19 protein-coding genes are annotated in these 25,615 nt (G+C 71.0%); 7 read left to right on the forward strand and 12 right to left on the reverse strand.

Translation table 11 applies throughout. From position 1 onward, the window contains the following. The first annotated feature begins 33 nt into the window (after positions 1–33). The 4 genes from ACWTPI_RS07385 (at position 34) to ACWTPI_RS07400 (ending at position 5,367) form a co-directional block, all read left to right on the forward strand. On the forward strand, positions 34–1,398 hold the full coding sequence (locus ACWTPI_RS07385; RefSeq protein WP_454731296.1) for a D-serine ammonia-lyase: 1,365 nt from the start codon (positions 34–36) through the stop codon (positions 1,396–1,398). A 118-nt stretch (positions 1,399–1,516) separates the two neighbouring features. Next, positions 1,517–2,503, forward strand: a complete 987-nt coding sequence (locus tag ACWTPI_RS07390; protein WP_082079677.1) for a Bug family tripartite tricarboxylate transporter substrate binding protein — start codon at positions 1,517–1,519, stop codon at positions 2,501–2,503. Positions 2,504–2,615: 112 nt separating this feature from the next. Beyond that, on the forward strand, positions 2,616–3,770 hold the full coding sequence (locus tag ACWTPI_RS07395; protein WP_454731297.1) for a DSD1 family PLP-dependent enzyme: 1,155 nt from the start codon (positions 2,616–2,618) through the stop codon (positions 3,768–3,770). 73 nt (positions 3,771–3,843) lie between these two features. Beyond that, on the forward strand, positions 3,844–5,367 hold the full coding sequence (locus ACWTPI_RS07400) for an amidase (protein ID WP_454731298.1): 1,524 nt from the start codon (positions 3,844–3,846) through the stop codon (positions 5,365–5,367). A gap of 259 nt (positions 5,368–5,626) precedes the next feature. On the opposite strand, the gene ACWTPI_RS07405 is transcribed toward ACWTPI_RS07400, so the two are convergent. Further along, positions 5,627–6,358, reverse strand: a complete 732-nt coding sequence (locus ACWTPI_RS07405; protein ID WP_454731299.1) for an ABC transporter ATP-binding protein — start codon at positions 6,356–6,358, stop codon at positions 5,627–5,629. Positions 6,359–6,459: 101 nt separating this feature from the next. Between ACWTPI_RS07405 and ACWTPI_RS07410 the strand changes: the two genes are divergently transcribed. The 3 genes from ACWTPI_RS07410 to ACWTPI_RS07420 are packed head-to-tail and all read left to right on the forward strand — an operon-like array spanning position 6,460 to position 10,290. Next, positions 6,460–7,674, forward strand: coding sequence for a glycosyltransferase family 4 protein (locus tag ACWTPI_RS07410; protein WP_059413233.1), 1,215 nt, complete (start codon positions 6,460–6,462; stop codon positions 7,672–7,674). Between the two features lie 37 nt (positions 7,675–7,711). Then, positions 7,712–9,109 (forward strand): glycosyltransferase family 4 protein, encoded by a 1,398-nt coding sequence (locus ACWTPI_RS07415; protein ID WP_454731300.1) that lies wholly within the window; start codon positions 7,712–7,714, stop codon positions 9,107–9,109. Further along, positions 9,106–10,290: a polysaccharide biosynthesis/export family protein gene (locus ACWTPI_RS07420; protein WP_454731301.1), complete on the forward strand. Its 1,185-nt coding sequence runs from the start codon at positions 9,106–9,108 to the stop codon at positions 10,288–10,290. The genes ACWTPI_RS07415 and ACWTPI_RS07420 overlap by 4 nt, the downstream gene beginning before the upstream one ends. A gap of 30 nt (positions 10,291–10,320) precedes the next feature. Here ACWTPI_RS07420 and ACWTPI_RS07425 read toward each other — a convergent pair whose 3' ends face one another. From ACWTPI_RS07425 to ACWTPI_RS07475, 11 genes are all read right to left on the reverse strand, one after another. Beyond that, the gene (locus ACWTPI_RS07425) at positions 10,321–11,040 is read right to left on the reverse strand and encodes a methyltransferase domain-containing protein (RefSeq protein WP_454731302.1); all 720 of its coding nucleotides are present in this window, start codon (positions 11,038–11,040) and stop codon (positions 10,321–10,323) included. Positions 11,041–11,052: 12 nt separating this feature from the next. Then, entirely contained in the window at positions 11,053–11,760 is a 708-nt protein-coding gene (locus ACWTPI_RS07430; protein WP_454731303.1) for a hypothetical protein, read from the reverse strand. A gap of 100 nt (positions 11,761–11,860) precedes the next feature. Continuing rightward, a complete protein-coding gene (locus ACWTPI_RS07435; RefSeq protein ID WP_454731304.1) occupies positions 11,861–13,750 on the reverse strand; it encodes a hypothetical protein in 1,890 nt (629 codons plus the stop codon). 56 nt (positions 13,751–13,806) lie between these two features. Further along, positions 13,807–14,502, reverse strand: coding sequence for a hypothetical protein (locus ACWTPI_RS07440; RefSeq protein ID WP_454731305.1), 696 nt, complete (start codon positions 14,500–14,502; stop codon positions 13,807–13,809). Positions 14,503–14,697: 195 nt separating this feature from the next. Next, positions 14,698–16,293: a mannose-1-phosphate guanylyltransferase/mannose-6-phosphate isomerase gene (locus ACWTPI_RS07445; protein ID WP_454731306.1), complete on the reverse strand. Its 1,596-nt coding sequence runs from the start codon at positions 16,291–16,293 to the stop codon at positions 14,698–14,700. 12 nt (positions 16,294–16,305) lie between these two features. Then, on the reverse strand, positions 16,306–18,894 hold the full coding sequence (locus ACWTPI_RS07450; protein WP_454731307.1) for a glycosyltransferase: 2,589 nt from the start codon (positions 18,892–18,894) through the stop codon (positions 16,306–16,308). Positions 18,895–18,907: 13 nt separating this feature from the next. After that, positions 18,908–20,107: a hypothetical protein gene (locus tag ACWTPI_RS07455; protein ID WP_454731308.1), complete on the reverse strand. Its 1,200-nt coding sequence runs from the start codon at positions 20,105–20,107 to the stop codon at positions 18,908–18,910. A gap of 46 nt (positions 20,108–20,153) precedes the next feature. Continuing rightward, positions 20,154–20,939, reverse strand: a complete 786-nt coding sequence (locus ACWTPI_RS07460) for an ABC transporter permease (RefSeq protein ID WP_059413225.1) — start codon at positions 20,937–20,939, stop codon at positions 20,154–20,156. After that, the gene (locus ACWTPI_RS07465; RefSeq protein WP_454731309.1) at positions 20,929–22,161 is read right to left on the reverse strand and encodes a glycosyltransferase family 4 protein; all 1,233 of its coding nucleotides are present in this window, start codon (positions 22,159–22,161) and stop codon (positions 20,929–20,931) included. The genes ACWTPI_RS07460 and ACWTPI_RS07465 overlap by 11 nt, the downstream gene beginning before the upstream one ends. Beyond that, on the reverse strand, positions 22,158–23,471 hold the full coding sequence (locus ACWTPI_RS07470) for a capsule biosynthesis protein (protein WP_454731310.1): 1,314 nt from the start codon (positions 23,469–23,471) through the stop codon (positions 22,158–22,160). The genes ACWTPI_RS07465 and ACWTPI_RS07470 overlap by 4 nt, the downstream gene beginning before the upstream one ends. Then, positions 23,468–25,450 (reverse strand): capsular polysaccharide export protein, LipB/KpsS family, encoded by a 1,983-nt coding sequence (locus ACWTPI_RS07475; protein WP_454731311.1) that lies wholly within the window; start codon positions 25,448–25,450, stop codon positions 23,468–23,470. Before ACWTPI_RS07475 ends, ACWTPI_RS07470 begins: the two co-directional genes overlap by 4 nt. Positions 25,451–25,615 lie beyond the last annotated feature (165 nt).

A 25,615-nucleotide genomic window follows, 5' to 3' on the forward strand; every position in this document is an offset into this window, starting at 1 on the left:
CCGCCGCAAACCGCGTACAACGACCCCGAGACAATGAGCCAGCCGATTCCCAGCCAACCGCCCGCCGCCAGCCCGTCCGCCGCCTTGCAGGCCGCCCTGGGCGCGGCCACGCCCCTGTTGTGGTGCAACCCGGGCCGCGTCGAGACCCCGCCCGGGGAACAGGCCGCCGGGGCGCGGAGTATTAGTCTGGCTGACGTCATGTCGGCCCAGGCGCGCTTTCGCCGCTTCGCGTCGCTGCTGGCGCGGCTGTTCCCGGAACTGGCCGGAACGCAGGGCGTGATCGAATCGGAACTCGTCGCCGCGCCGGCCATGCAGCGCAGCCTGGGGCTGGATCCGGCGCTGGGCCGCCTGTTCGTCAAGGGCGACCACGGCCTGCCGGTGGCCGGCTCGATCAAGGCGCGCGGCGGCATCCACGAGGTGCTGGAGTTCGCCGAGGGGCTGGCGCTGCGCCACGGCCTGATCGGCCCCGGCAGGGACCGGCCCGAGGATTACCTGGCGCTCGGCGAACCCGCGGCGCGCGCGCTGTTCGGGCGCTACCGGGTGGCCGTGGGTTCCACCGGCAACCTCGGGCTGAGCATCGGCGTGATGGCCTCGGCGCTGGGCTTCCGCGCGGCGGTGCACATGTCGGCGGACGCCAAGGAATGGAAGAAGGCGCGGCTGCGCGATCGCGGCGTCGAGGTGGTGGAGCATGCCGGCGACTACGAGGAAGCGGTGGCCGCCGGCCGCCGCCAGGCGCAGCAGGATGCGTTCGCGTACTTCGTCGACGACGAGCGCTCGCTGTCGCTGCTGCTGGGCTACAGCGCGGCCGCGCTGCACCTGCGCGACCAGCTGTCCGCCGCGGCCATCCAGGTGGACGCCGCGCATCCGCTGTTCGTCTACCTGCCGTGCGGCGTGGGCGGCGCGCCGGCCGGCATCACCTTTGGCCTGCGTCAGCTGTTCGGCCCGCACGTGCATTGCTTCTTCGCCGAGCCGGTGCAGTCGCCGTGCTTCCTGGTGCAGATGATGGCCGGCAAGGGCAATCCGTCGGTCTACGACTTCGGCCTGACCAACCGCACCGAGGCCGACGGCCTGGCGGTGCCGCGCGCCTCCGAACTCGCCGCGGCGGTGATGGCGCCGCTGCTGTCGGGCGTGTTCACGGTTGCCGACGAAACGCTGTTCGCGCATCTGGCGCTGCTGCTGCAGGCCGAGGGCCTGCGCATCGAGCCGTCGGCCGCGGCGGGCTTCAGCGGCCCGCGCATGCTGTGCGAGAGCGATGCCGGGCGCGACTACCTGGCGCGGCACGGCCTGGCCGGGCAGATACCGCAGGCCACGCACCTGGTCTGGACCACCGGCGGGCTGTTCGTGCCGCCGGCGGAATACGACGGCTTCCTGGCCAGGGCGGCTGCGCTCGCGCGCTGAGCGGGCCGGCACGCAGCACCTCCGAAAACACACGAGACAAGCAGCACGCACGCAATCCACCGATCAACCCTGGCACGCATGCCGGCCACATTGCCGGCGGCCTCTGCCCAGCAGGAGAATGACCATCATGCTCACCCGATCCTTCAAGCTCGCGATCCTGGCCGCCGCCTGCCTGGCTGCCCCCGCCGGCAATGCCCTGGCCGACACGTTCCCGTCGCATCCGCTGCAGATGGTGGTGCCGTTCCCGCCGGGCGGCGCCACCGACATCGTCGGCCGCCTGCTGGCGAAGAAGATGGGCGACCAGCTGGGCCAGTCGGTGGTGATCGACAACCGTCCGGGCGCTGGCACCATCGTCGGCGCGGGCTACGTGGCCAAGGCCGCGCCCGACGGCTACACGCTGCTGGTCAGCTCGGGCACCACGTTCACGGTGAACCCGGCCATCAACGCGCGGCTGCCGTACGACCCGCTCAAGAGCTTCGAGCCGATCGGCCTGACCGGGCGCACCGGCCTGATCCTGCTGGCCAACCGCGACCAGCCCATCAGCAACCTCAAGCAGCTCGCCGCCGCGCTGAAGGCCGCGCCGGACAAGTATTCGTATGGCTCGTTCGGCACCGGCTCCACGGCCCAGTTCGCCGGCGAGATGCTGCTCAACGGCATGGGCGTGAAGATGCTGCACGTGCCCTACAAGGGCAGCTCGCCGGCCATGACCGACCTGATCGGCGGCCAGATCCCGTTCTCGATGGACACGGTCTCCGCCGCCATCCCGCAGGTGAAGTCGGGCAAGGTCAAGGCCATCGCCGTGACCACCGCCCGGCGCTCGACGCTGCTGCCCGAGGTGCCGACCGCCGCCGAAGCCGGTTATCCCGGCATCGACATGGACACGTGGATCGCCGTGGTGGCGCCGCGCGGCCTGCCGGCCGACGTGAAGGCGAAGCTGGAAAAGGCGCTGGCCGCGACGATGGCCGACCCCGAGACCAAGAAGAAGCTGCTGGACAACGGCTTCGAGCCGGCCTACGCCAACGGCGCCGCCGTGACCGCGCTGATCACGCGCGAACTGCCGACCATGCGCGCCATTGCCCAGCGCGCCAACATCCGGGCAGACTGAGGCCGGGCCGGCGCGGCGGCGCGCGATGCCGCCGGCGGCCCGCGGCCATTCCGACCATCCCGACCATTTCAACGACAGGCGCGACGACAAGCGCCCACGAGACAGGCACGCCATGACCATCCTCATTCCGCCCGCGGCAAGCGTCGGCCAGCCCGCCGGCGCCATCGACACGCCCGCGCTGGTGCTCGACCTCGACGTGTTCGAGCGCAACCTCGCGCGCATGCAGCAGGCGGCCGACCGGGCCGGCGTGAAGCTGCGCCCGCACGCCAAGGCCCACAAGACGCCGGCCATCGCGCTGGCGCAGATCGCGCGCGGCGCGGTCGGCATCTGCTGCCAGAAGGTCAGCGAGGCGGTGCCGTTCGTGCAGGCCGGCGTGACCGACATCCACATCAGCAACGAGATCGCCGGGCCGGCCAAGGCCGCGCTGCTGGCGCAGCTCGCCCTGCGCGCGCGCATGAGCGTGTGCGTGGACGACGCGCGCCAGGTGGCGGAGCTGGCCGCCGCGGCCGCGCGGGCCGGCAGCACCATCGGCGTGTTGGTCGAGATCGACATCGGGCAGGGGCGCTGCGGCGTGGCCGACGCGCCCGCCGCGCTGCATCTGGTGCAGGCCATCCGCGCGCACGGGCAACTCGCGTTCCGCGGGCTGCAGGCCTATCACGGCGGGCTCCAGCACGTGCGCGGCGCCGCCGAGCGCGCGCGCGCGGTGGCGGCGGCCGGCGCGCGCACCGCGGCCGTGGTGGCCGCGCTGGCCGAGGCCGGCGTGGCCTGCGAGACGGTGACGGGCGGCGGCAGCGGCAGCGCGGAGTTCGACCTTGCCGGCGGCGTCTACACCGAGCTCCAGCCCGGCTCCTACGTCTTCATGGACGGCGACTATGGCAGCAACGAATACGGCGGCGCGCTGCGCTTCGAGCACAGCCTGTTCGTCGCCAGCACGGTCATGAGCGTGGCCGCCGCGCACGGCGCCGCGCCGCGCGTGGTGGTGGATGCCGGCCTGAAGTCGCTGGCGGTGGACTCCGGCCTGCCGCTGGCCTGGGGCGCGCAAGGGCGCTCGGCCACGCTCGACTACGTGGCCGCCAACGACGAGCACGGCATCGTCGAGCCGCGCGCCGGCGCCACCGCCGCCGCGCTGCCGGCGCTCGGCAGCCAGATGCTGCTGGTGCCGGGGCATTGCGATCCCACGCTCAACCTGTACGATGAGATCGTCGGCATCCGCGGGCAGGCCGTCGCCAGCCTGTGGCCGGTGGCCGCGCGCGGGCTCAGCCGCTGAGTCCGCCCGTTCCATTTCAACGCATCCGCCCACGCCATCCGATCACCCGATTCACAGCACCCGGAACTCCGCCATGAACCAGCACAACGCCCTGCTGTCCCAGTCCGCCGTTGCCCTGCGCCGCCTGATCGGCAGCAAGGAACTCTCGCCCGTCGAACTGCTGGACGCCTGCATCGACCGCATCGAAGCGGTCAACCCGCTCATCAACGCGGTCACGGCCACCTGCTACGAGCGCGCGCGCGGCGAAGCCCGCGCCGCCGAGCAGGCGGTCATGCGCGGCGACGCGCTCGGCCTGCTGCACGGCCTGCCGCTGGGCGTGAAGGACCTCGAGGCCACCGCCGGCCTGCTCACCACCTACGGCTCGCCGCTCTACCGCGGCAACGTGCCCGCGCAGGACAACGTGCTGGTGGCGCGCCTGCGCGCGGCCGGCGCCATCGTCACCGGCAAGACCAACGTGCCCGAGATGGGCGCCGGCGCCAATTCGCGCAACGTGGTGTGGGGCGCCACCGGCAACCCGTTCAACCCCAACCTGAACGCGGGCGGCTCGTCGGGCGGCTCGGCCGCGGCGCTGGCCACCGACATGCTGCCCGTGTGCACGGGGTCGGACACCGGCGGCTCGCTGCGCATTCCGGCCGCCAAATGCGGCGTGGTGGGTTTCCGGCCGTCGCCGGGCGTGGTGCCCAGCTCGCGCAAGCTGCTGGGCTGGACGCCGATCTCGGTGGTCGGGCCGATGGGCCGCACGGTGGCCGACGCCTGCCTGCAGCTGGCCGCCTCGGCCGGCCTGTCGGCCGGCGACCCGCTCACCTATGCGCTCGACCCGCTCTCGTTCCTGCTGCCGCGCCACGTCGACCTGGGCTCGCTGCGCGTGGGCTGGACCGAGGACTTCGGCGTGTGCGCCGTCGACGACGGCATCCGCAAGGTGTTCCGCGCCAAGATCGCCGCGATGCGGCACCTGTTCCGCAGTTGCGACGAAGTGAAGTTCGAGCTGGGCGAGGCGCACCGCTGCTTCGACGTGCTGCGCGCCGAGAGCTTCGTCGCCGGCATGCACGAGGCCTACCAGCGCGACCCCGCCAGCCTGGGCCCGAACACGCGCGCCAACTACGAGATGGGCGCGAAGATGTCGCTGGTCGATTCGGCCTGGGCGCAGGCCGAGCAGACCCGCATCCTGGGCCGCTTCCAGGCGGCGTTCGAAGACTACGACGTGATCCTGTCGCCGACCACGCCGGTGTCGCCGTTCCCGTGGACCGAGCTGTACGCCGAGACCATCAACGGCGAAAAGCAGGAGAACTACTACCGCTGGCTGGCGCCCACCTACGTGGTCACGCTGACCACGCATCCGGCCATCAGCCTGCCGTGCGGGCTGGACCACGCCGGCCTGCCGTTCGGCCTGCAGGTGGTGGGCCGCTTCCGCGCCGACCACCAGACGCTGGGCGCGGCGCACGCGATGGAACAGGCGTTCGCCGCCTCCGACGCGCTGCGCCGGCCGCTGCCGGACCTGTCCAAGCTGCGGCCGGCCGACCCGCCGCTGCGCTCGATCGTCACCGCGCCGCCGGTCCTCGACGGCGCGGGCGCCGCGAGCGGGGTGTCGGCGGTCTAGCCTCGCGCGGCGGGGGCGTCATCCGTTCCGTGTCCGTGATGACGCCCGACGACATCGCCGCCGCGCAATTGCGCAGGCCCGACCGGCACTGCACCCGCGCGCCGTCCTGTACCGCCTCCCGGCGCTGACGCGCCGCATCCCCCATCCCGCATCCCGCATCCGTTTTGCGGCGGCCGTGCAGCCGCCGCCGCGCCGGCGCCGGAACGGCTTCGCGCATTCCCGCAAGCCGCGCCGGCGCATGAAATTCCCGTGACCGAATCTAACCATTTGACGACGCTGGCATGTCATCAACCAGCGGCATGCTTGCATCCGTCTCAGGCGGGCAGGGCGCGTGCGCCCCTTGCTGGAGCGCATGATGCATCGCCAGCGCGGCCTCCACCGATTCGCATCGATGCAGCCGCGCGCCGTGGAGAACGGCGCCGCTGTTGCAGAAATCGATGAGGGTGGCGGGGTCGTGCGAGACCATGATCAGCGCGCTGTGCGCCAGCCGCTCGCGCAGCGCATCATGGCAGCGCTGGCGAAAGCGCGCGTCGCCGGCGGCGGTGACTTCGTCGATCAGGTAACAGTCGAAGTCCACCGCCAATGAGATGGCGAACGCGAGCCTGGCCGACATGCCGGCCGAGTACGACTTCACCGGCATGCGGAAATAGCGGCCGAGTTCGGCGAAGTCGTTGACGAATGCGAGGGTGTCGTCGATCGGCTTGCCATAGACGCGCGCGATGAAACGGGTGTTGTCGGCGCCGGTGAGGCTGCTCTGGAACGCGCTGCTGTAGCCAAGCGGCCACGAAACGGAAAACGTGCGCTGCACGCGGCCCGACGTGGGCATCTCCACGCCGGCGGCAAGCCGCATCAGCGTGGACTTGCCGGCGCCGTTGGCGCCGCAGATGCCGAGCGCCGTCCCGCGGTCGATGTCGAAGGAAACGTTGTTGAGGACGGAGGTCGGAACATGCCCCACGAGATAGCTTTTGCTGACGTTCTGGAAAGAGATCATTGGATTCGTCCGGTAGTCCGAGTCGTGTCGTTGCGTGCTGGCGCATTATGAACACGAGAGCGTGTCCCGATCAATCGCGTCATCGGCCCGCGCCGGTGCCGATGGCGCTGCCGTGGAAGGCGGCGATGCGCGCGCTGCCGCCGGCCGGCCTGCGCGTGGCGATCGACGCGCGCACCTGGAGCCTCGGCGCGGGAACGGGCGTGGACACCTACGCGCGCATGCTCGGCGACAGCCTGGCGCGCGCCGGCGTGCCGGTCGAATGGCTGACCGGCGGCACGCGCCACGCGGCGGCAGCGTGGCCGCGCGAAGCGGCGATAGCGCGCTGGTGCGGCGCGCTGCGGCGCGGGCCGCGCAAGGCCAGCCTCGCGCCGCACGGCAGCCATCCCGTCCATGACGGCGGCCGCCTGTTCCGCGAGGCGCAGACTTATTTCAATCTTCACCGGCGCCTGCTGCGCGTGACCAGCGCGGCGCCGCCCACGGTCATGCACTGGACCTATCCGCTGCCGCTGTACCTGGAAGGCGCGCGCAACGTCTACACGGTGCACGATCTGATTCCGCTCACGCATCCGCGCCTGACCGGCATCCGCGCCGACCGCCACCAGCGCCTGCTCGACGCGATCCTGTCGCGCGCCGATCACCTGGTCACGGTATCCGACCATTCGCGCACACATATCATCGACATGCTCGGCTGCCCGCCGGGCTTCGTCACCAACACCTCGCAGGCCGTGCACGCGCCGCTGCAGCGCGATCCGCGGCTGCCCGCGGGGCTGCGCCCCGGCGGCTACTTCATCTGCTGCGGCATGCCCGAGACGCGCAAGAACCTGCCGGCGCTGGTGGCGGCGCATCGCACCGCGATGAGCCAGCGCGCGCTGGTGGTGGCGGGGCCGCTCGCGCATGGCGTGCCGGAAATGGAGTCGATGCTGGCGCGTTCGCCCGGCGTCATCCGGCTGCCGCTGCTGCCGCACGCGGATCTGGTGGCGCTGATCCGGCAGGCGCGCGCCATGTTGTTCCCGTCGCTCGCGGAGGGGTTTGGCCTGCCGGTGGCGGAGGCGATGGCCTTGGGCACGCCGGTGATGGCCAGCACCATCGGCGCGCTGCGCGAGGTGGGCGGCGGCGGCGCGCTGTTCGTCGATCCGCACGACACGCCCGCGATGGCCCGGGCCATTCGCGCGCTGGACAGCGACGACGCGCTCTGCCGACGCTTGCGCGCGGCGGGCTTCGAGCAGGTCGCGGCGTTCGCGCCGCGCGACTACGCGGACCGCATGGTCGGGCTGTATGCCCGGCTTGCCGGACTGGCCCCCGCGCTGCCCCACTGAACCCATTCCACGCTCCTGGCGGAAAGCCGCAACGACCATGCGCATCGGTATCGATGGCTTCAATCTCGCCATGCCAAACGGCTCGGGCGTGGCCACCTACGCGCGCACGCTCGCGTGGTCGCTGGGCGTCATGGGGCACGACGTGGACCTGCTCTATGGCGTGCCGGTCGGCCACCGCGTGCCGGCCGAGCTGCGCGACGTGCTGTTTTTCGACGGCCTCGACCGCAAGCCGCCATCGCGGCGCGGCGCGGCGCGGCGGCTGGCGGCGCTGGGCGGCGGCATCGGCGACCTGTTCGGGCGGCGCGCGGTGGAGATTCCGCTGGACGGCCGCGTGCTGTCCGCGGGCCTGCGGCACCGCGTGCCGCCATGCGCGCGGCTGTTCACCAGCGCCGACGTGTTCGAGGCCGCCGCGCGGCATTTCCGGCGCCACGGCCGCTTCCTGCGCATCCGCCTGCCGGACCCGCCGGACATCATGCACTGGACCTACCCGCTGCCGCTCCACCTGGAAGGCGCGCGCAACATCTACACGATCCACGACCTGGTGCCGCTGCGGCTGCCCTACACATCGCTCGAAAACAAGCGCTATCACTACCGCCTGCTCAAGGCCTGCCTGCGCGACGGCGATCATGTCTGCACGGTGTCGGACGCCAGCCGGGCCGACCTGCTGGCCATGTTCCCGCGCCTGGATCCGGCATGCGTGACCAACACATGGCAGGCGGTGATGCCGGCCGGCGACGATGCCGATGCCGATGCCGATAGCGAGGACCGTGCATCGCGCCTGTCGGCCCGGCTGGCTTCGATGTTCGAACTCGCGCCGCAGGGCTATTTCCTCTACTTCGGCGCGATCGAACCCAAGAAGAACGTCGGCCGCCTGGTGGAGGCATACCTGGCGGCGCAGGTGCGCACGCCGCTGGTCATCGTGGGGGCGCGCGCGTGGAAGAGCGAGGCGGAGGTCCGCCTGCTGCAGGGCGACGCCGGTCGCCAGCTGCGCTCGGTGGGCGAGCGCATCCGCCGCTACGACTACCTGCCGCGCGACTGGCTGATGACGCTGGTGCGCGGCGCGCGCGCCGTGGCGTTTCCCTCGCTGTACGAAGGCTTCGGCCTGCCGGTGCTGGAGGCCATGTCGGTCGGCACGCCGGTGCTGACCTCGCGCGCGGCCTCGCTGCCGGAGGTGGCCGGCGATGCCGCGCTGCTGGTGGACCCGTACCGCGTGGACGAGATCGCGCAGGGAATCCGGCGGCTGGACAGCGACGACGCGCTGCGCGCGGCGCTGGCCGCCGCCGGCCTGCGCCAGGCGCGGCATTTTGCTCCCGAGCTCTACCAGCGGCGCCTGCGCGACATGTACGCGCGCGTGCCGCGCTCCCCGCATTCTCCCGGCTGCCTGCTGCCGGCCGACGCCGGCCGCCGGCCGGACCCGATCCCACAAGAACCATGACAACGCCGATCCATCCCTTTCTTCCGCGCGCGCTCGCCCTGGCGTGCGCGGCGCTCCTCGCCGCCTGCGGCAACCTGCCCAGCAGCGGACCGACCGCGCGCGAGGTCATGGAGGCGCAGGACAGCGCCGCCAACACGCTGGGTTTCCGCATCGTCGATCTCGACGCGCCGCTGGTGACGCAGCTGGGCGCCGCCGCCGGCACGAGCGCCGCGGTCGCCTTGCCGGAGCCCGGCGCGGATACCTCCGTCGAGCGCATCGGCGCCGGCGACACGCTCAATGTCTCGGTCTTCGAGGTCGGCACCACGCTGTTCGGCCCGTCGTCGAGCCTGGGCACGCTGTCCGCCGGCAGCCTCGGCACGGGGCCGCTGCCCACTGCGGCGAGCCAGGCGATGCCCACCGTCACGGTGGCCTCCGACGGCACGATCCCGGTGCCCTACGTGGGGCGCGTGCGCGCCGCCGGCCGCACGCCGCGCGAGCTCGAGGAGGTGATCCGCGCGGGCCTGCGCGGCAAGTCGCAGGACCCGCAGGTGATCGTCAGCGTGCGCGAGAACCTGGCCAACAGCGTGCTGGTGATGGGCGAGGTCAGGAAGCCGGGGCGGCTGCCGCTAAGCACCACCGGCGAGCGCGTGCTGGACATGGTGGCGCTGGCCGGCGGCGCCGCCTATCCGCTGCCGGACGTGCTGGCGCGGCTGACGCGCGGGCGCAGGACGCTGGTGCTGCCGCTGGGCGACATCGCGCCCGACAGCGACGCCAACCTGCTGCTGCAGCCGCAGGACCGCCTGCTGCTCGAGCATCGGCCGCGCACGTATTCGGTGTTCGGCGCGGCCGGCAAGGTCTCGCAGGTGCCGTTCGATACCGCCGAGCTGAACCTGGCCGAGGCGGTGGCCAAGGTCGGCGGCCCCGGCGACCTGCAGGCCGACCCGAGCGCGGTCTTCATCTTCCGCTACCAGCAGGAAGCACAGGAAGCGCAGGCGGCGCCGTCGGCCGACGCCGCCCGCCCGGTGATCTACCGGCTCGACCTGATGAAGCCGGCCAGCTACTTCCTGGCGCAGCGCTTTGCCATGCGCGACAAGGACGTGGTCTTCATCGCCAATGCGGAATCCAACAGCATCACCAAGTTCGTCTCGATCCTCAACCTGCTGTTCTCGCCGGTGTATACGGGGCACCAGTTCCTGCGGTAGGGGCGGCGCCGGGGCTGGCGCGAGCGGTCGTCAGCCGCTGGCGCCGGCGGCCAGCCACGTGCGCGCGTAGTCGCTCTGCTGGACCGCCGCCAGCGCCGCGTTCGCGGTCTTGCGCGCGGCCACCATCAGGTAGGTGGGGCCCGCGGTCGGGCCGATCTCGTCCCGGCGGCCCAGCACCTCGGGGTCGGTCAGCACGCGGGGCGTCGGCAGGCCCGCCAGGTCCATCAGGTACATCGCCTCGACCTCGTAGCCGGCCTCGCGCGAGAAGACGCGCCACATCAGCTCCGGGCTGAACTGGTAGAAGCCATGCCCCAGCTGGTTGTTGGCGGCGTTTACCGACAGGAACAGGCCGCCCGGGCGCAGCATGGCGTGCACGTTCGCCAGCGCCGCCGGCACGTTGAAGACATGCTCGATCGTGCCGCCGTCAAAGATGCAGTCGAAGCGGCCATGCAGGTACGCGGGCACCGGCTGGTTGAGGTCGTGCAGCAGCGCGGCCCCCTCGTAGGCCGAATGGTCCATCGCCGTCACCGCGCTGGCGCCGAGCCACGCGAACAGCGACTCCGCGTAGCCGGTGGTGCCGGCAATGGCGGCCAGCGGCGTGCCGGGCGCGTGCTGCGCCAGCACGCGCTGCGCCGCCGGCGCCTGGTCGTGGCCGATGTGAAAGCCCTGCCGGCCGAGCCACAGCGTCTGGCCGAGGGGGCTGCGGCGCGTGCGCAGGAGGAAGTCGAGAACGTAGACGTCGATGCCCATGATGCGCTCCGCCTACCAGCGCTTCTGGATGACGGCCAGCTTCGGCGGGCTGGCCTGCACGAACGGCTGGTTCAGCGTGAAGGCAAAGTCGATGCCGGCGGCCAGCGCCTCCATGCCCTGCAGTTCCGCCGCGGCGAGCCGCGGGAACCTGCCCGTGCGGAACCAGTGTTCGATCAGCTCGGCGGTGCGCATCGTGGGCGGCAACTGCCCCTCGTAGTAGGGCGACTGCCAGTGCAGGTCCTCGATGATGTAGAGCCCGCCGGGCCGGAGATGCGGAAACAGGTGCAGGAACGCCAGTTGCTGGTGGAACGATGCGTGCGAGCCGTCGTCGATGATCAGGTCGTAGCCGTCGGTGCCGGCCACGGCGGCCTGCAGGTCGGCGGCGCGGCCGGCGTCCCCGCGCGTGAAGCGGAAGCGCGGATGCTGGAAGAACGAGAAGTCCGAGATGTCGAAACCCTGGACCATCGCGTGCGGGAAATACTGCAGCCACATGCGCACCGAGGGCGCGTCGGGCGGCTGCCGGCCGGCGTCGTTGCCCACTTCGGGCCCTCCCGCGCACAGGCCGATCTCCAGCATGTCGCGCACCGCCGCGCGGCGCGGCTGCAGCAGCATGTCGTAGACCAGCGTGTACGAATGGGGCTCCGGATGGATCGTGCCCTTGTCCGAATGGAAGCCGTTGGCTAGGTCGGTCAGCGAGGAGCGTTGGTTAGCGATGGACAAGGAGGTCAGATCTGACATTTTTCGTGCAAGTGAGGTGCTGATATTCCAGCGATTCCGGTCGCGAGTGGATGCGTACGCATATCCTGGTTAGGATTTCACCTTATTTTTTGGTGTCCGCTGATATTGGAGAGCCCAAAGGGATGCGATATAGGTTATTCGATGCCATAACGCCAAGACAAAATTCTCCGTTGTCGCCATCGACAAGTCCGATAATGCAATTTGCGCTGATGGTGCCGGCCATGCTTAGTGCATCAGCGACAGTGACGCTATATATATCTAGTGGGCGTCTGACGGAAATCTTCTCATTGTCAATGGTGATGTCGTTGCGTGGAAGCCCGTTTTGGTCTAGTGTTCCCAAGCCGATGCTCATGCCATTGTAAAGCGACAACCCTCCTGTTTCGAGGCGATTTCGGTTTGCGATAAGACTGATTTTTTCCAGTGCAATTGGGTTTCCTGAGAATTTTATTCCGAAGTTGTCGCAATTCGTGAATTTTATCGCCTGAATATTGTCGCCCAACAGGACATTGCCATCGATGGCGCAGCCTACGATATTAAGCGATCCGGCTAGATGCACTATGCTCGCCGGAGCCGCGGAAACCGTCTGCAAGGGTAGGAATGCAATCGTGTGGAAATTGGTGTCTGGCGTATCGCATCTAATTTGTATTCCATGCGAAGATGTCATTCCGCCGATGATGCTGGAGTAGTTCGCTGTCCCGGTAATATCCAGGTCGATGGTGCTTTGCTCTTCCAGGTTCAGATTGGCATCCGAGAAAATCCCGGTGACATGAGTGGCATTGGACCCATTGCCCAGTCGAAGCGTTGTATCAAAGCCATAGGCGAAGCAGTTGCTGATTTGAACGCCGTCGGCCTGTTGTCCTTCCACTCTGTAGGCAATTCCTTGCCGGATCGCGGCTTCAGCTAGGTACAGATTCCCACCCCCGCCGTACGGTGTGTCGAATGTGCTGCCCTGGAGATCAATTGTGTTGCCATCGATGACTGTTGCGATGTAACGACCAGACGCCGCCTTTCTGGATTGACTGGGTGCAATTTCGACCTGGCCAACGTGTACGAGGTCTCCTGTCACGATCTGGGTTGTAGTGCCCGTGGTTATGCGAATTCCACCTGTTGGACTTTCTGTTATATCGGTAATGCTGTACTGGCCTGTCGTATCTTCAAGATAGGACAATATAAAGGGCTCGAGTTTGCATTCGTTGATGGTGAATAGATCGGCGGTGCCGTCTACCCAGATTCCATTGATGCAATCCCCTATTACGTTGATGATGCGAACGGCGTTATTTACGCCACTCTGCAATAATTGATGAAAGCCGATTACGAAGCAGTCAGCAATCGATGCATTGACGCCAAGATTCGGGTAATTATTGCCGACGGTGATGGCAGTTCCCGAAAAATTTCGTACTGCATTAATGAATGCCCTGATGGATGTCGGAACGCTCATTCCTTCCCGCATGACCACCATTCCAGAAAAGCTGGTGTTTTGCCAAAGCTGGATGGTGAATGCCGGATTCAATACTATCGTGGATGGTTCGTTGTAGTAGTTGCCGCGTTTGTTGGGCTGTGTGACAAAATATCGGAGCCCACTTCCCTTGCTGAACAGACCTTGCCACCCGACGTTGTCATACAGGACTAGGTTTGTGCTGGCAATACGGTAACGGCGGTATGCAAGTACGATACCTCCGCCAATGCTGTTCAAATAGTTGTTCATCTCGTTGGCCGCGAGCGCATCATCGGCAACGCCGTCGCCGACGCATCCGAACTGCTCGGGCGTCACGGGGCCATCCACGACGATCTGCCACCATCTGCCGTCGGCTGAACGCGCTCTCCAGCCCGAGGGGTCCGCGACCGACGTTACTGCATAGAAGGCATGGCCGCCGTCTCCGGGATACCGATAACCGTCGGTACAGACGAAATCTTCGGTTTGCGGAACCTCGATATTCGAGAAATTGGAGAATGTACCTATCGATAGGGTCATGGCGAAGTGAGAGATGAGTGATCAGACTCAGTCTGTGAAAGTAGGAAGGGAAGAACCTAGCTCTTGAGCACGTTCTCAACTTGGGCAGCAATATGTGCAAGGCGCTCGTCGATATCGGCGTTCTCGGCGCGGATGGCCTGGCGCACGAAGCTGGCCCAGGGCGAGTTGAGCAGGCTCTTGTCGGCGTGCAGGACCAGGGACTTCGCGTCTTCGTGCTTGTCCAGCAACTGGTGGAACATGCCCTGGTCGTCGGGAACCTGGCCGTTCCAGTCGATCGCGTCGCGCTCCAGGCTGTAGCGCGAAAGAAAGGCCTCCCACTCCCGTACCAGCCGGCGCGTGAAGGGGTGGCCCAGATTGAACAGCATGACGCCGATGTTCACGTTCCAGAAGTAGTCGCTGGTATGCGCCGCCGGCGCCGCGATCATGGCGTAGCGCTGCTTGTCGCGCAGCCAGCCGCGCAGGTCGAAGTCCAGGTCGACCACCCATGCGTCGGCGTCGATATAGAGCACCCAGCCGCCAAAGCCCCGGTCGATCAGCTCGCACAGCAGGTCGATGCGGTTGTAGGTGGCGTGCCACGGGCGGTTGCCGCGCTTCAGGCCGATGAAGCCCTGGTAGCGCAGCTGGTGCCGGTCGCAATAGCCGCGCGCGGTCTGGCCCGTCAGCATCATCATGTCGAAGTATCGGCTCGATGCGTCCGAGGTCTGCATCAGGATGATCTCGTCCGGGCCGCCGGCATGGGCGGTTCTCGACAAGCCTGGCGCGGTGAGAGAAGCGTGAATGGTCATGGAAATCGCTTGGGATACGGCGGACGTTGCGCGGGGTGTGCGTGCGATGCCACACCCCGCGCGACAGACAGTACGGCTCGGGCATGACCGGCCGGCGACAGATTCTGCGCAGATCCGGCCATGTGCTGATCATGCGCGGGCTATGCGCCGGTCATGTGCTGGTCAGGCGCCGCCGCGGCCATAGGCATCGTCGAACCGCACGATATCGTCCTCGCTCAGATAGCTTCCGGACTGGACCTCGATGATCTCCAGCGGGGTCTTGCCGGGGTTCTCGAGCCGGTGGGTCACGCCCAGCGGGATGTACGTGGACTGGTTCTCGCTGATCAGGAACGACTCGGTTCCGCGGGTGACGCGCGCGGTGCCGCGCACGACGATCCAGTGTTCGGCGCGGTGGTGATGCATCTGCAGCGACAGCCGCGCGCCGGGCTCGACCACCAGCCGCTTGACCTGGAAGCGTTCGCCCTGGTCGATCGATTCGAAGCGGCCCCAGGGCCGTTCCACGCGCCGGTGCAGGCGGGCCTCGCTGCGGTGCTCGGCGCGGATGCGCTCGACCGCGGCCTTGACGTCCTGCACGCGCGCCATGTCCGCCACCAGCACCGCGTCCGGCGTCTCCACCACCGCGATATTGCGCGTGCCGACGCAGACCACCAGCCGGCTGCCGGCGTGGGCAAAGGTGGAGCTGGCGCCTTCGAGCACCACCGGGCCGCGCGCGGCGTTGTCGTTGCCGTCGCGCGGCAGCCGTTGCCAGATCGCGTCCCACGCGCCCAGGTCGCCCCAGCCGGCATCGAGCGGCACCACCACGCCGGGCGCCAGCGCGGCCTGCCCGGCCACGCGCTCCATGATCGCGTAGTCGATGGAGTCCGCGGGGCTTGCGGCGAACGCGTGCGCGTCCAGCAGCAGCGCATTGCCGCCCAGCGCCAGCGCGCCCGCGTGCGCGCGCCGGCAGGCGGCCAGCATGCCGGGCTGCAGCGCGGCGACGAGGTCCAGCCAGGTATCGGCGCGGACCACGAAGATGCCGCTGTTCCACCAGTAGTCGCCCGATGCCACGTAGGCTTCGGCGTCGCGCGCCGGCGGCTTTTCCACGAAGCGGTCGAGCCGGCGCGCGCCGGGCGCGTCGAGCGGCGCGCCCAGGCGGATATAGCCGTAGCCGGCCTCCGGCGCGGTGGGGGCCACGCCCAGCATGGCGATGGCGCCGTCGCGCGCGTGGAGCGCCGCGTGCGCGACGGCCGCGCGGAACGCGGCGATGTCGTCGATGGCGTGGTCGGCCGGCATCGCCACCATGACCGCGCCGGGGTGGTCCGCGACGATGTCGAGCGCGGCCACGGTCAGCGCCGGCGCGGTGTTGCGGCCGGCCGGCTCCAGCAGCAGGCGCGGCGCGTGGCCCTGCGCGCGCAGCTGCTGCTCGGTGGCGAACCGATGGAGTTCGCCGCAGACCACGATCACCTCGGGCGCGGTGGCCAGCGCCGGCGCGTGGTGCTCGATGCCGGCCAGCCGGGCCGCCGTGGCGCACAGCAATGTCGAGGCGTCGAGCAGCCCGGCGATCAGCGGCTTGGGCATCTGCTCGCGCGACATCGGCCACAGGCGGGTGCCGCTGCCGCCGGCCAGGATGACCGGCTGGATCAGCGTCGGCGCGGCGGGCGATGCCCGGCCGGGGCCCGGCGAGGCAATCGTGGCGAAAGCCGGGGCGTCGCCCGCGGGTGGCGTCGGCGCGGGCGTCGGGAGCGGATGCGGCCGCGCCGGGGATTCCGTGATGGTCATGATGGTTGCGCGTCAGAGGTCGGCCAGCAACTGCGCGGTCTCGTGCGCCGCCAGCGCCAGACCGTCCGTGTCCGCCGATATGGTCAGCGCGTCGGTTAGCGCGTCGGTCAGCGTGTCCAGGCTGCCCAGCGCCACCGCCTCCACCAGCCGCAGCCTCGCCGCCATGTCGCCGGCGGCGCACAGGTAGAGCCCCAGCACCGCCGGGCCGATCACGCGCCGGTCCGCGCCGTCGGTGGCGTCGGCCAGGGACTCCATCCGGCTGCTGTGCAGGATCAGTTCGAGCGGCTGGCCGGCGCTGGCCGGCATGCGCGCGTCGGTGGCAATCCAGCGCGTTTCTCCGGGTTTCAGTTCGCCTTCCGCGCAGAGTCCCTCGCCGTTTTCCAGCCGGTATCGCGCGCCAAGGCCGGGCATGCCGCGCAGGCCCAGGTAGACCCGTATGCGCTCGCCGCGCATATCGTCGCCGGCCAGCCATGCCAGCCGGCTTTCGCCGGGCTTGCTCCAGCAGCCCCAGTCTTCCGGACTGTGCCAGCCGTCGCCCGCGCGCAGGCTTTCGCCGGCGATCATGCCGCGCCGCAGTGCCGGCGTGCGCTGCGTGGCGATCGGATAGTAGCGGCCCGGCGCCAGCCGGGGCGCGCCTTCCGTCCGCTCGCCGGGCTGCTGCTGGGCCTCCCAGGCGCTGACCGCGCGGGCCATCTGCGCGCCAAGCTGGGCCCACGTGCGCGGGCGGAAGCCGGCGCGGATGGCGGCCTCGCGCGATTGCCGGTAGGCGTTGTCGAAGGTCAGGCGCTCGATCGATTGCAGCAGCGCCACGGGGGAGGCCGGATCGAAGTAGTGGGCGAACGATCCGCCCGCCTCCGGCAGCGCGGACACGTCGGAGACCAGCGGCACCTTGCCGTAGCACAGCGATTCCGTGACCGGCAGGCCCCAGCCTTCGTACAGGCTCGGGTAGAGCGTGAACAGGCAGCGCTCGAACAGCAGCGCCAGCTGCGCGTCGGTCAGGCCGGACAGCATGGTCACGCGCCCGGCCAGGACCGGATCGCTCTCCAGCGCGGCGAACACGGCCTCGTTCTTCCAGCCCTTGCCGCCGACGCAGAGCAGCTGCGGCACGCGCCGCGCGCCGTGGTGCTCGATCAGGGCGCGCCACGCGCGGAACGCCGCGAGGTGGTTCTTGCGCGGCTCCACCGTGGACAGCATCAGCACGAATGGCTGGCGGCTCGCGTCCCAGCCCTGCATGCCGGCGTTGGCCGTGCCGCGCGGGGCCGGCGCGGGCTTGCGGATGTCCGCGTCGAGCGTGACGACCTCGACGTGGGTATGGGGAAGGTGGTGGCCCAGCCGCGCCGCCGCGGCCACCAGGTCGCGGCGCGTGCATTCCGAGTTCACGAGGAAGCGGTCCGCGTGGGCGAACGCGCCGAGCAGCCACGCCACGAAGCGGTCGACCAGGTCGTCCACGCAATGCTCGGGCATCACCACGGGAATCAGGTCATGCACGAACGGCACGTAGCGCACGCCGGATTCGCGCTGGGCCAGGCGCACGTGCAGCAGGTAGTCGGGGAACCAGGACGTGCCCAGGCTGACCAGCCACGCGCCGCGCGGAAACGCCATCGCCGGGCCGCCCAGCATCAGCAGGTCCAGTTGCGCGACCGCCTGCTGCCACGCCGCGGGCGTGGCCTGCGGCTGGCCCGTGCACATCTGGCACAGCCGCGCGAACAGCGGCCCCGGCGCTTCCAGCCAGCCGCGCTCGCCGAGATAGCACACGCGCGGCGGCGCGCCGCCGGCGGGCCGGAACGCGGAGATCATTTCCAGCTGCACGCGCTGGATGCCGGTGGGCAGGCGCGAGCCGCGGAAATGGTGAATCAGGTCGGTGGCGTCGAAGATGATCTCCGCGGCGGCGGTGGCGGCGGTTTCCGGCTTCGTGCCGTCGCGCGCGCTGGCCGGCGCCAGGTCGCGCGCGTCGAGCTTGCGCAGTATCTCCACGGCGCTGGCCAGCTGCTCGCGCGCGTGGCGGGCCGCGATGTCGTCCGGCGCCGCCGCGGCGTCCAGCGCGCGGGCCTGCTCCAGCAGGCCCGCCAGGGTGGAGCGCGTCTGCGCCAGCAGGTCCGCGGCATCGGGCGCGGCCGCTGCTTGCGCCATCGGCGCCGCGCTGTCGGCGGGCGCGGCGGTCCACACATCGCGCAACGGGCTGGCGTCGATGCGCACGCCCCGGGAGCCGAGCGCCTGCAGCTCGCGCAGCGCGTCGTCGTAGTCGGGCTGCAGCACCAGCGCCTGCACGTAGCTGGCCGCCGCCGCGTCCAGGTCGCCGGCGAGCTTGGCCGCGTGCCCCATCTGCAGGTGGGTGTCCGCCACGTCCGGCTTCAGCGCCGCGGCGCGGCGGTAGGCGTCGCGCGCCGCCGCCACGTCGCCGCCTTCCTTGAGCGCGTGGCCGTACTGGACCCAGATGGCGGGCAGGGTGTCGCGCGCGTCCAGCGCGCGGCGATAGTGGCTGGCCGCGGCGGGCCAGTCGCGCGCGTCGCGCGCCTGGTCGCCGGCCGCCACGCTGGCGCGCACCGCATCGGCATCGTGGCCGGCGCCAATGCCGGGCAATAGTCGTCTGAACAGGTTCACTCCGGTCTCCAGGTCATGCCGCGTGTTCGCGCACGCCCGCCACGATCAGCCAGCCGATGCCGTAGGACACCAGCAGGCAGAAGAAGACGCTCGTGACGATCAGCGCGCTGCGCGGATAAAGGGCGCGCACGGGCAGGTTCGGCTCCACCACGTGCACCACGTACAGTTGTTGCTTGAGCGCGTTCTCGCGGGCGGTTTCCAGCGCGGTCGCCACCGCCGCGTAACGCTTCGCGGCAAAATCCTGCTTCATCATCAGTCGCTGGTAGTCGGCCATCTTCGGCGCGGTGCCGCGGCCGTCGACCAGGCGTGAGGTCTGCGCGCCCAGCTGCGCCTCCAGTCCCGCCAGCCGGTCGCGCATGGCCACCACCTGCGGGCTGTCGCGATCCACCTGCGCCTCCATCGCGCCCAGCTGCGCGCGGGCCTGCGCCAGCGACTGCTCGAGCTGCGCCACCAGTGTCTGTTGCCCGGTGCCGGTCTTCTCGGGGTCCAGGTCGCGGTGGTCGACGCGGAACGCGGTCAGCGCCCGCTGGGCGTCGATGACCTGCGCCTCGGCTTCGGCCAGCTCTCCGGCCGCCACGCGCACGCTGTCGTCCACCGCGCGCTGGTTGAAGGCGTTGACGCGCGCCTCGCCCAGCGTCAGCAGCCACTGCGCCAGCGCGCGCGCGTCGCCGGGCCGGAAGGCGTGCACGCGCAGCGTGGTGATGCCGGTGTCCTGGCTGAATGCGATGGTGACCTGGCGCCGGTAGAAACGCAGCAGCGTCTCGGCGCTCGGGTCCCGCCACCAGAGGCGGGAGAGCAGGTCGGCCTCGGGCCGGCGGAACAGCGCCACGAGGTCCAGCTTGCCGTGCAGCGCGCGCACGGCGTCGTGGGAGCCCAGGTAGTCGCCCACGCTCAGCGACTGCGCCTGGGAGTCGTTGAGCACGCCGGCCAGCCCCAGCATCTGGCCGAGGCCGTTGCCGCCGTTGCTGAACTGCGTCTGCGTGGAGCGCACCACGAAGCGCGCCTCGGACTCATACTGGTCGGCGGCCACGCCGAAGAAATAGACCGCGACCAGCAGCGTGGGCAGCACCACGGTGGCGAGGAACGGCCACCGCGCCCGCCACCACGCGCGCAGGCGGCCGGCCAGGCCCGGCCTTGCCGGTACGGCGCGCGGCGCGCGCGTGGCCGCGGGTTCGGGCAGGTCGTGCGCCGGGACGGTGACTTCGGTGGTCATGGGCGGAGGGCTCCGGCGTGGAAGGGGTTGGGGACGATGAGGGCGTTCACAGGTGGATATGGCGGCGCACCAGGCGCAGGCTTGCCAGGCCGGCAAGCGTCAGCGCGAGGCACCAGGCCACGAGGTAGGGGCCATCGACGTAAGGGCTCTCGAAGTTCTCGAATTGCCCCACGCGCAGCAGTTCGAAGATCTGCGTGAGCGGCACCCAAGACAGCCAGCCGCGGTAGGGCTCGGGGATCCACCGCAGCAGGAAGAACGCGCCGGACATCGGCATGGCCAGGTAGACGATCGGGTGGATCAGGCGGTTGGCCATCTTGCTGGTATAGGTGACGGCGCAGACCAGCATCGACAGGCCGAACGAGAACCACATCATCAGCGCCAGCGCCGCCAGCAGCAGCAGCGGCCGCGCCGGCGGGTCGCCCACGCCGAGCGCGCAGGCGCCGGCCAGCAGCAGCGCCAGCGCCACCGTGCTGGACGCGCCTTCGAGCAGCGCGCGCGCGGCCAGCATGTCGAAGATCGTCACCATGCGGTGGTACAGCAGCGGCTGGTTGGCGTGGAGCGCGCCTTCCGCGCGCGTGATGATCGAGCGGAAGATGATGAACACGCAGTAGCCGCCGAGCGTGAACGGAATCGGCAGGATGGCGCCGCGATGGTGGGTGTCGCCGAGGTGGATCAGCGCGACCGAGCCCGCCAGCAGCATCGGCTCCCCGATCAGCCACAGGTAGCCGATGTTCTCCCGGCCGTAGCGGGTATGGAGTTCGCGCAGGATCAGCGCGCCGATGACGCGGAGCTGCGCGCGCAGGCCGCGCCGGAAAGTGGATTCAGGCTGCAAGGTGAGGCTCCTGCGCGGCCCGCGGCGCGCCGCCCTGGAGCAGCGTGTCGATGGCGTCCAGCACGCCGCCGCAATGGGCGTCCCATGTCGGCGCGGTCCAGGCGGCCAGCCGGCCCAGCTGCGCGGCGCGGCGCGGCGAGTCGGGCTGGGTGTAGTCGCGTATCGCCCGCAGCCAGGCGGGTCCGTCCATCGGGTCGAGGTAGTCGGGCGTGCCGCCGCCGGTCTCGCGCAGCGCGGGCAGGTCGCTTGCGATCACGGGCACGCCCAGCGCCAGCGCCTCGGCGACGGGCAGGCCGAAGCCCTCGGCGAACGACGGCATCAGCAGCGCGCGCGCGCCGCGCAGCAGCGCGGCGACCTCGCGGTCGGAGCGGCCGCTTGCCAGCGACACCACGCTGTTCAGGCCCGGCGCGCGCTCCAGGATGGTCATCACGTGCGTGTTCTCCCAGCCGTTGCGGCCGACGATGACCAGTTGCGGCGTGGGCGTGGCGCCGGCCATCGACAGCATGCGCTGCCAGACCTGCAGCAGCAGCACGTGGTTCTTGCGCGGCTCGATGGTGCCCAGCATGACGAAGTAGGGCGGGCGCGCCGCGCGCGCGTCGCTGCAGGCCGCGGGCAGGGACACGCCCAGCGGCACCGCCAGCATGTGCGCGGGACGCTGGCCCGGACCCAGCAGCGCGATCAGCGACCGCAGCGTGGCGCCGGAGTTGGTGACGACGAGATCGGCCAGCGCCTCCACCGTCTGCAGCCGCTGCCGGTGCGCCAGGCTGGTGCCCGCGCGTGCGAATTCCGGGTGGGTGAGCGGAATCAGGTCGTGCACCAGGCAGACCAGCCGCGCGTGTTCGTTGGCCAGCGCGCGCGCCACCGCGGCGGGCCGCTCCAGGTTGGTGTGGGACAGCAGCAGGTAGGCGGCGGGGTCCGCCGCCATCGCGCGGCGCGGCGCCGACAGGCACAAGCGCAGCCACAGCCGGCCGGCGGCGCGCAGCGCGTGCGCGGGCTCGCCCCGCCACTGCAGCGCGGTCTCCCGCAGGAACGATTCGGCCGCCGCGCGCGGCAGGCGCACGTGCCAGCCGCCCGGATGCAGCGCGGTGTAGGTCAGCCGCTCGCCCGCATGGCGGGCGAGGTAATGGGCGTAGGCCATCTCCACGCGGTCGATGCCGGTGGGCGTGGCATGGCCGCTGCGGCGCATCAGCCGCGTGATGTCGAGCAGCAGGCGCGGGCTCATGGGCTCACCATGACCGGCGGCGCGGCGGCCGGCGTTGCGGCCGGCGTTGCGGCTGGCGCGGCGGCGCGCTCCGGCGCTTCGTCCTGGAGCAGCCGCCGGCAGGCCTGCGGCACCAGCAGGTCGATGCCCGCCGCGTCGTGGAAGCCGCCGTGCAGCAGGCAGCGGTCGGCCAGCACGCGCCGGAAGGCATCGAACAGCGTGGCTTCTGGCGCGCGGGGCGCGCGCCAGAAGCCGGCCAGGCCCTGCTGGTCGGTCAGGCCCGGCAGGTCGTAGACCGCGGTGCCCAGCGTCAGCACGGGCACGCCGGCCGCCAGCGCCAGCGTGCCGCTCGTGCTGTTGACCGTGACCATGCCGCGCGCGCCGCGCGACAGCGCCGCGATGTCGCCGCCGTCGATCCACACGATGCGGTCCGCCACGGCCAGGCGCGTCGCCGCGCGCAGCGCGATGCGCCGCCAGTCGGTCAGCCCGTTGTCGAGCGGATGCGCCTTGAGGGCCAGCAGGCAGTCGGGCGGCGCGTGCGCGGCGAAGCTACCGAGCACGTGCAGCAGCGCGCGGCCGAGGCCGCCGAAGCGCGAATGCACGCGCAGCTGGAAATCGGAATCCAGCTGCAGCGGAAACAGGAAGTACGGGCGCGCCGCCAGCCGCCGCACCGCGGCGGCCGTGGCGCGCGCGGCGGCCCGCCGGCGCAGCAGGCGCATCATCCATCCCGCGCTTTCGCGCGCGGGATGCCAGCGCCGGTGCGTGCAATAGTGCGGAAACAGCGGCCATGAGAGGCTGCCGGCCAGGTAGTAGCGCACCGCCGCGCGGGCGCGCTCGCCGAAGCGGCCCGGCGTGGCGCGGTGCGGGGCCGGGTCGGGCAGGGCCGCGGCCTGCTCGCGGTACCACTGCGGCGCGCGCGGCAGCGTGGAGTGGCCGTTGACGCCGTCGCGCTCGAGCGTGACCCAGTCCGGCCGCAGGTAGCCTTCCTCGAACACATGCAGCCGGATCCCGTGGCGCCGCGCCACGCCGGCGGCTGCCAGGTGCCTTGGCCTGCAGTCGCCGAACACCACGAGGTCGGTGATGCCCAGCGCGAGCAGGCGCGTCTCCAGCCACGCGGGCCAGCGTCCCGGGCGCCCGCGGAACGCCAGCGCGCCGCCGGCGCGCCAGTCCATGACGTCGCCGCCGTGGAAGTTGACGCGGTGCACCGCGTGGCCGGCATCGCGCAGGGCCGCGCCCAGGCGGCTGAAGAACAGCCCCGGCGGCCCTTGCAGGAACAGGAAGGCGCGCCGCGCGCACGGGCCGGGGCCGGCCATGCCGGTGCCGCGCCTCATGGCCGGGCGCCGCGCGACCACGCGTGGCCGCGGCCGAGCCAGGCGCGCAGCGCGTGCCATGCCCACATGAACTGGCCCTGCAGGCGGCGCACGCGCGTCAGCGGCGACGCGGACCCGCGCAGGCGCTGCGTGAAGCGCCGCACCAGCACTTCGGGCGGGCAGGGCAGGCCGGTCTGCGGATCGAGGTAGCGCGGATACAGCAGCAGCACGCCCGCCACCAGTTCGTCGAGCGCGAGCTGCCGGCGGCGCCAGGCCATCGGCGCGAGATCCCGCGTCAGTCCCCAGCCCGCGTAGAACGGCTGGCCATGCACCACCACCTCGCGCCCGCGCAGCAGCGCTTCGAACCCGGCCAGCGAGGTCAGCGTGTGCACGGCGTCCACCGCGTCCAGCAGGGGCGGCAGCGGCGTGCCGCGCACGATGGCGTCGGCATGGCGCAGGATCAGGTCGTCGGCCAGCGCGCCGGGGCGGTGCCCGGCTTCCACATCGGGGTGCGGCTTGAAGACGATGTAGGCGTCCGGCTCCGCGGCGCGCGCGCGCCGCAGCAGCTCCAGGTTGCTGTCGATGCCGGCGCCGCCGAGCCGCAGCGAAGCGTCGTCCGTGACCTGGCCCGGCACCAGCACGCAGCGGCGCCCCGCCGGCAGCGGCGCAATGGCGGGGCCGGCATCGCTGCCGTACTTGGTGATGCCGTGCGTGACCAGCATCGCCCGCAGGTTGCGCGCGCGGCGCAGGAGCGCGTCCGGGAACACGGTGTTCGCCAGCAGGGTCTCCAGGTCGCTGCCGCTGGCCGGATCGTAGTAGATGCCGCGCCGGTCCACCACGATGGACATCGGCGGATAGAGATCGCTGCCAAGCCCGCGCGAGCGGATGAAACCGTCCTCCACGCGGTACAGCGGCACGCCGGCGGTGTTGGCATAACCGGCCAGCTCGTCGGTCTCGCGCGATGCCCACACGGCCACCGCGCCGCCGCGGGACGCGGCGTAGGCCACGGGCCGGCGCGCGCCGGCGAAGAAAGGGACCTGCCGCGCGCCGCTGTGGAAGAAGCGCGCGATGTCCCTGCGCTTCCACAACGCCATGCCGGTGCAGCAGGCCACGTCGCGGTTCTGGTGGCAGAGCTCGCGCCAGAACACCAGCAGTTCCACCACGGCCTCGCATGCGGCGGCCTGGCCCGAGAACGGGTCGACGTAGCGGGCGCCCTGCAGCAGCACGGCATCGGCCAGCTGGGCCAGCGTGCGCGCGGGCTTGATGCTCGCGTCGGCGTCCACGGTGCCCACGTCGTGCGTGAGCCCGCGCCCCGACAGGTAGCCGTCGGCCACGCACGTGACGGGCGTGCCGCGCAGCAGCGCCAGGAAACCGACGGTGTCGTTGCCATCCACCGCCACGCGCTGGCAGCGGTCGAGCAGCGGCCACGGGTCGACGGGATCGTGGAACAGCAGGCCCTCGCTGGACTCCACGACGCCGCGCAGCGTGGTCTTCCAGTGGGCAGTGCCCGGCATGACCATGCACGGCGCCAGTCGCCACGCGCGCGCCAGCGCCAGCATCTGCCCGGCCTGCCGCGCGTTGCGGGGGCGCAGCAGCGCGAACGGGCGGCTGCCCAGCGCGTCCAGCGCCAGCGCCGGGTCGCTGCCCCAGAACGCGCCGCCGATGCGCGCGGCCACGACGGCCTCGCCCAGCGCATGCGCGCGCGCATGCGGCCCGGCGCGCGGGTCGGTGCGCGCGTCGGCGTCCGACAGTGCGGGCATGGCGTCGAGCGCGCGGTCGATCCAGCCGCTGGCGGGCTCGCCCGGCCGGCTCAGCCAGGTCTCGCTGAGCGGCGGCCCCTTCCATTCGAAGTCCGGCGCCTCCAGCACGCCGGGCACGCGCCGCAGGCCGCGCCGCGGCGGCGCGGCGTCGGGCGCGGCGCCGGCATCCGGCGCGGCCACGGACGGCGCGGCGGCGGTCGGGGGAGGCGTGTCCTGCGCGGGCGATGGGCGTGGTGACATGGTTGGGCACAGGGCGTGGTTGTTCTCGATGCGGTGCCGGCGACGCGATGCCGCGGCACGTCATCGATCGGGCGAAGACGGATGCTAGGCACGCTTCGCGTCTCGGATATGGCGAAATCTGCGTAGATCCGGTCGCGGCCCGGGTCCGCCCGGCGCCGCCGCGCG

It is taken from the genome of Cupriavidus ulmosensis, assembly GCF_977008105.1.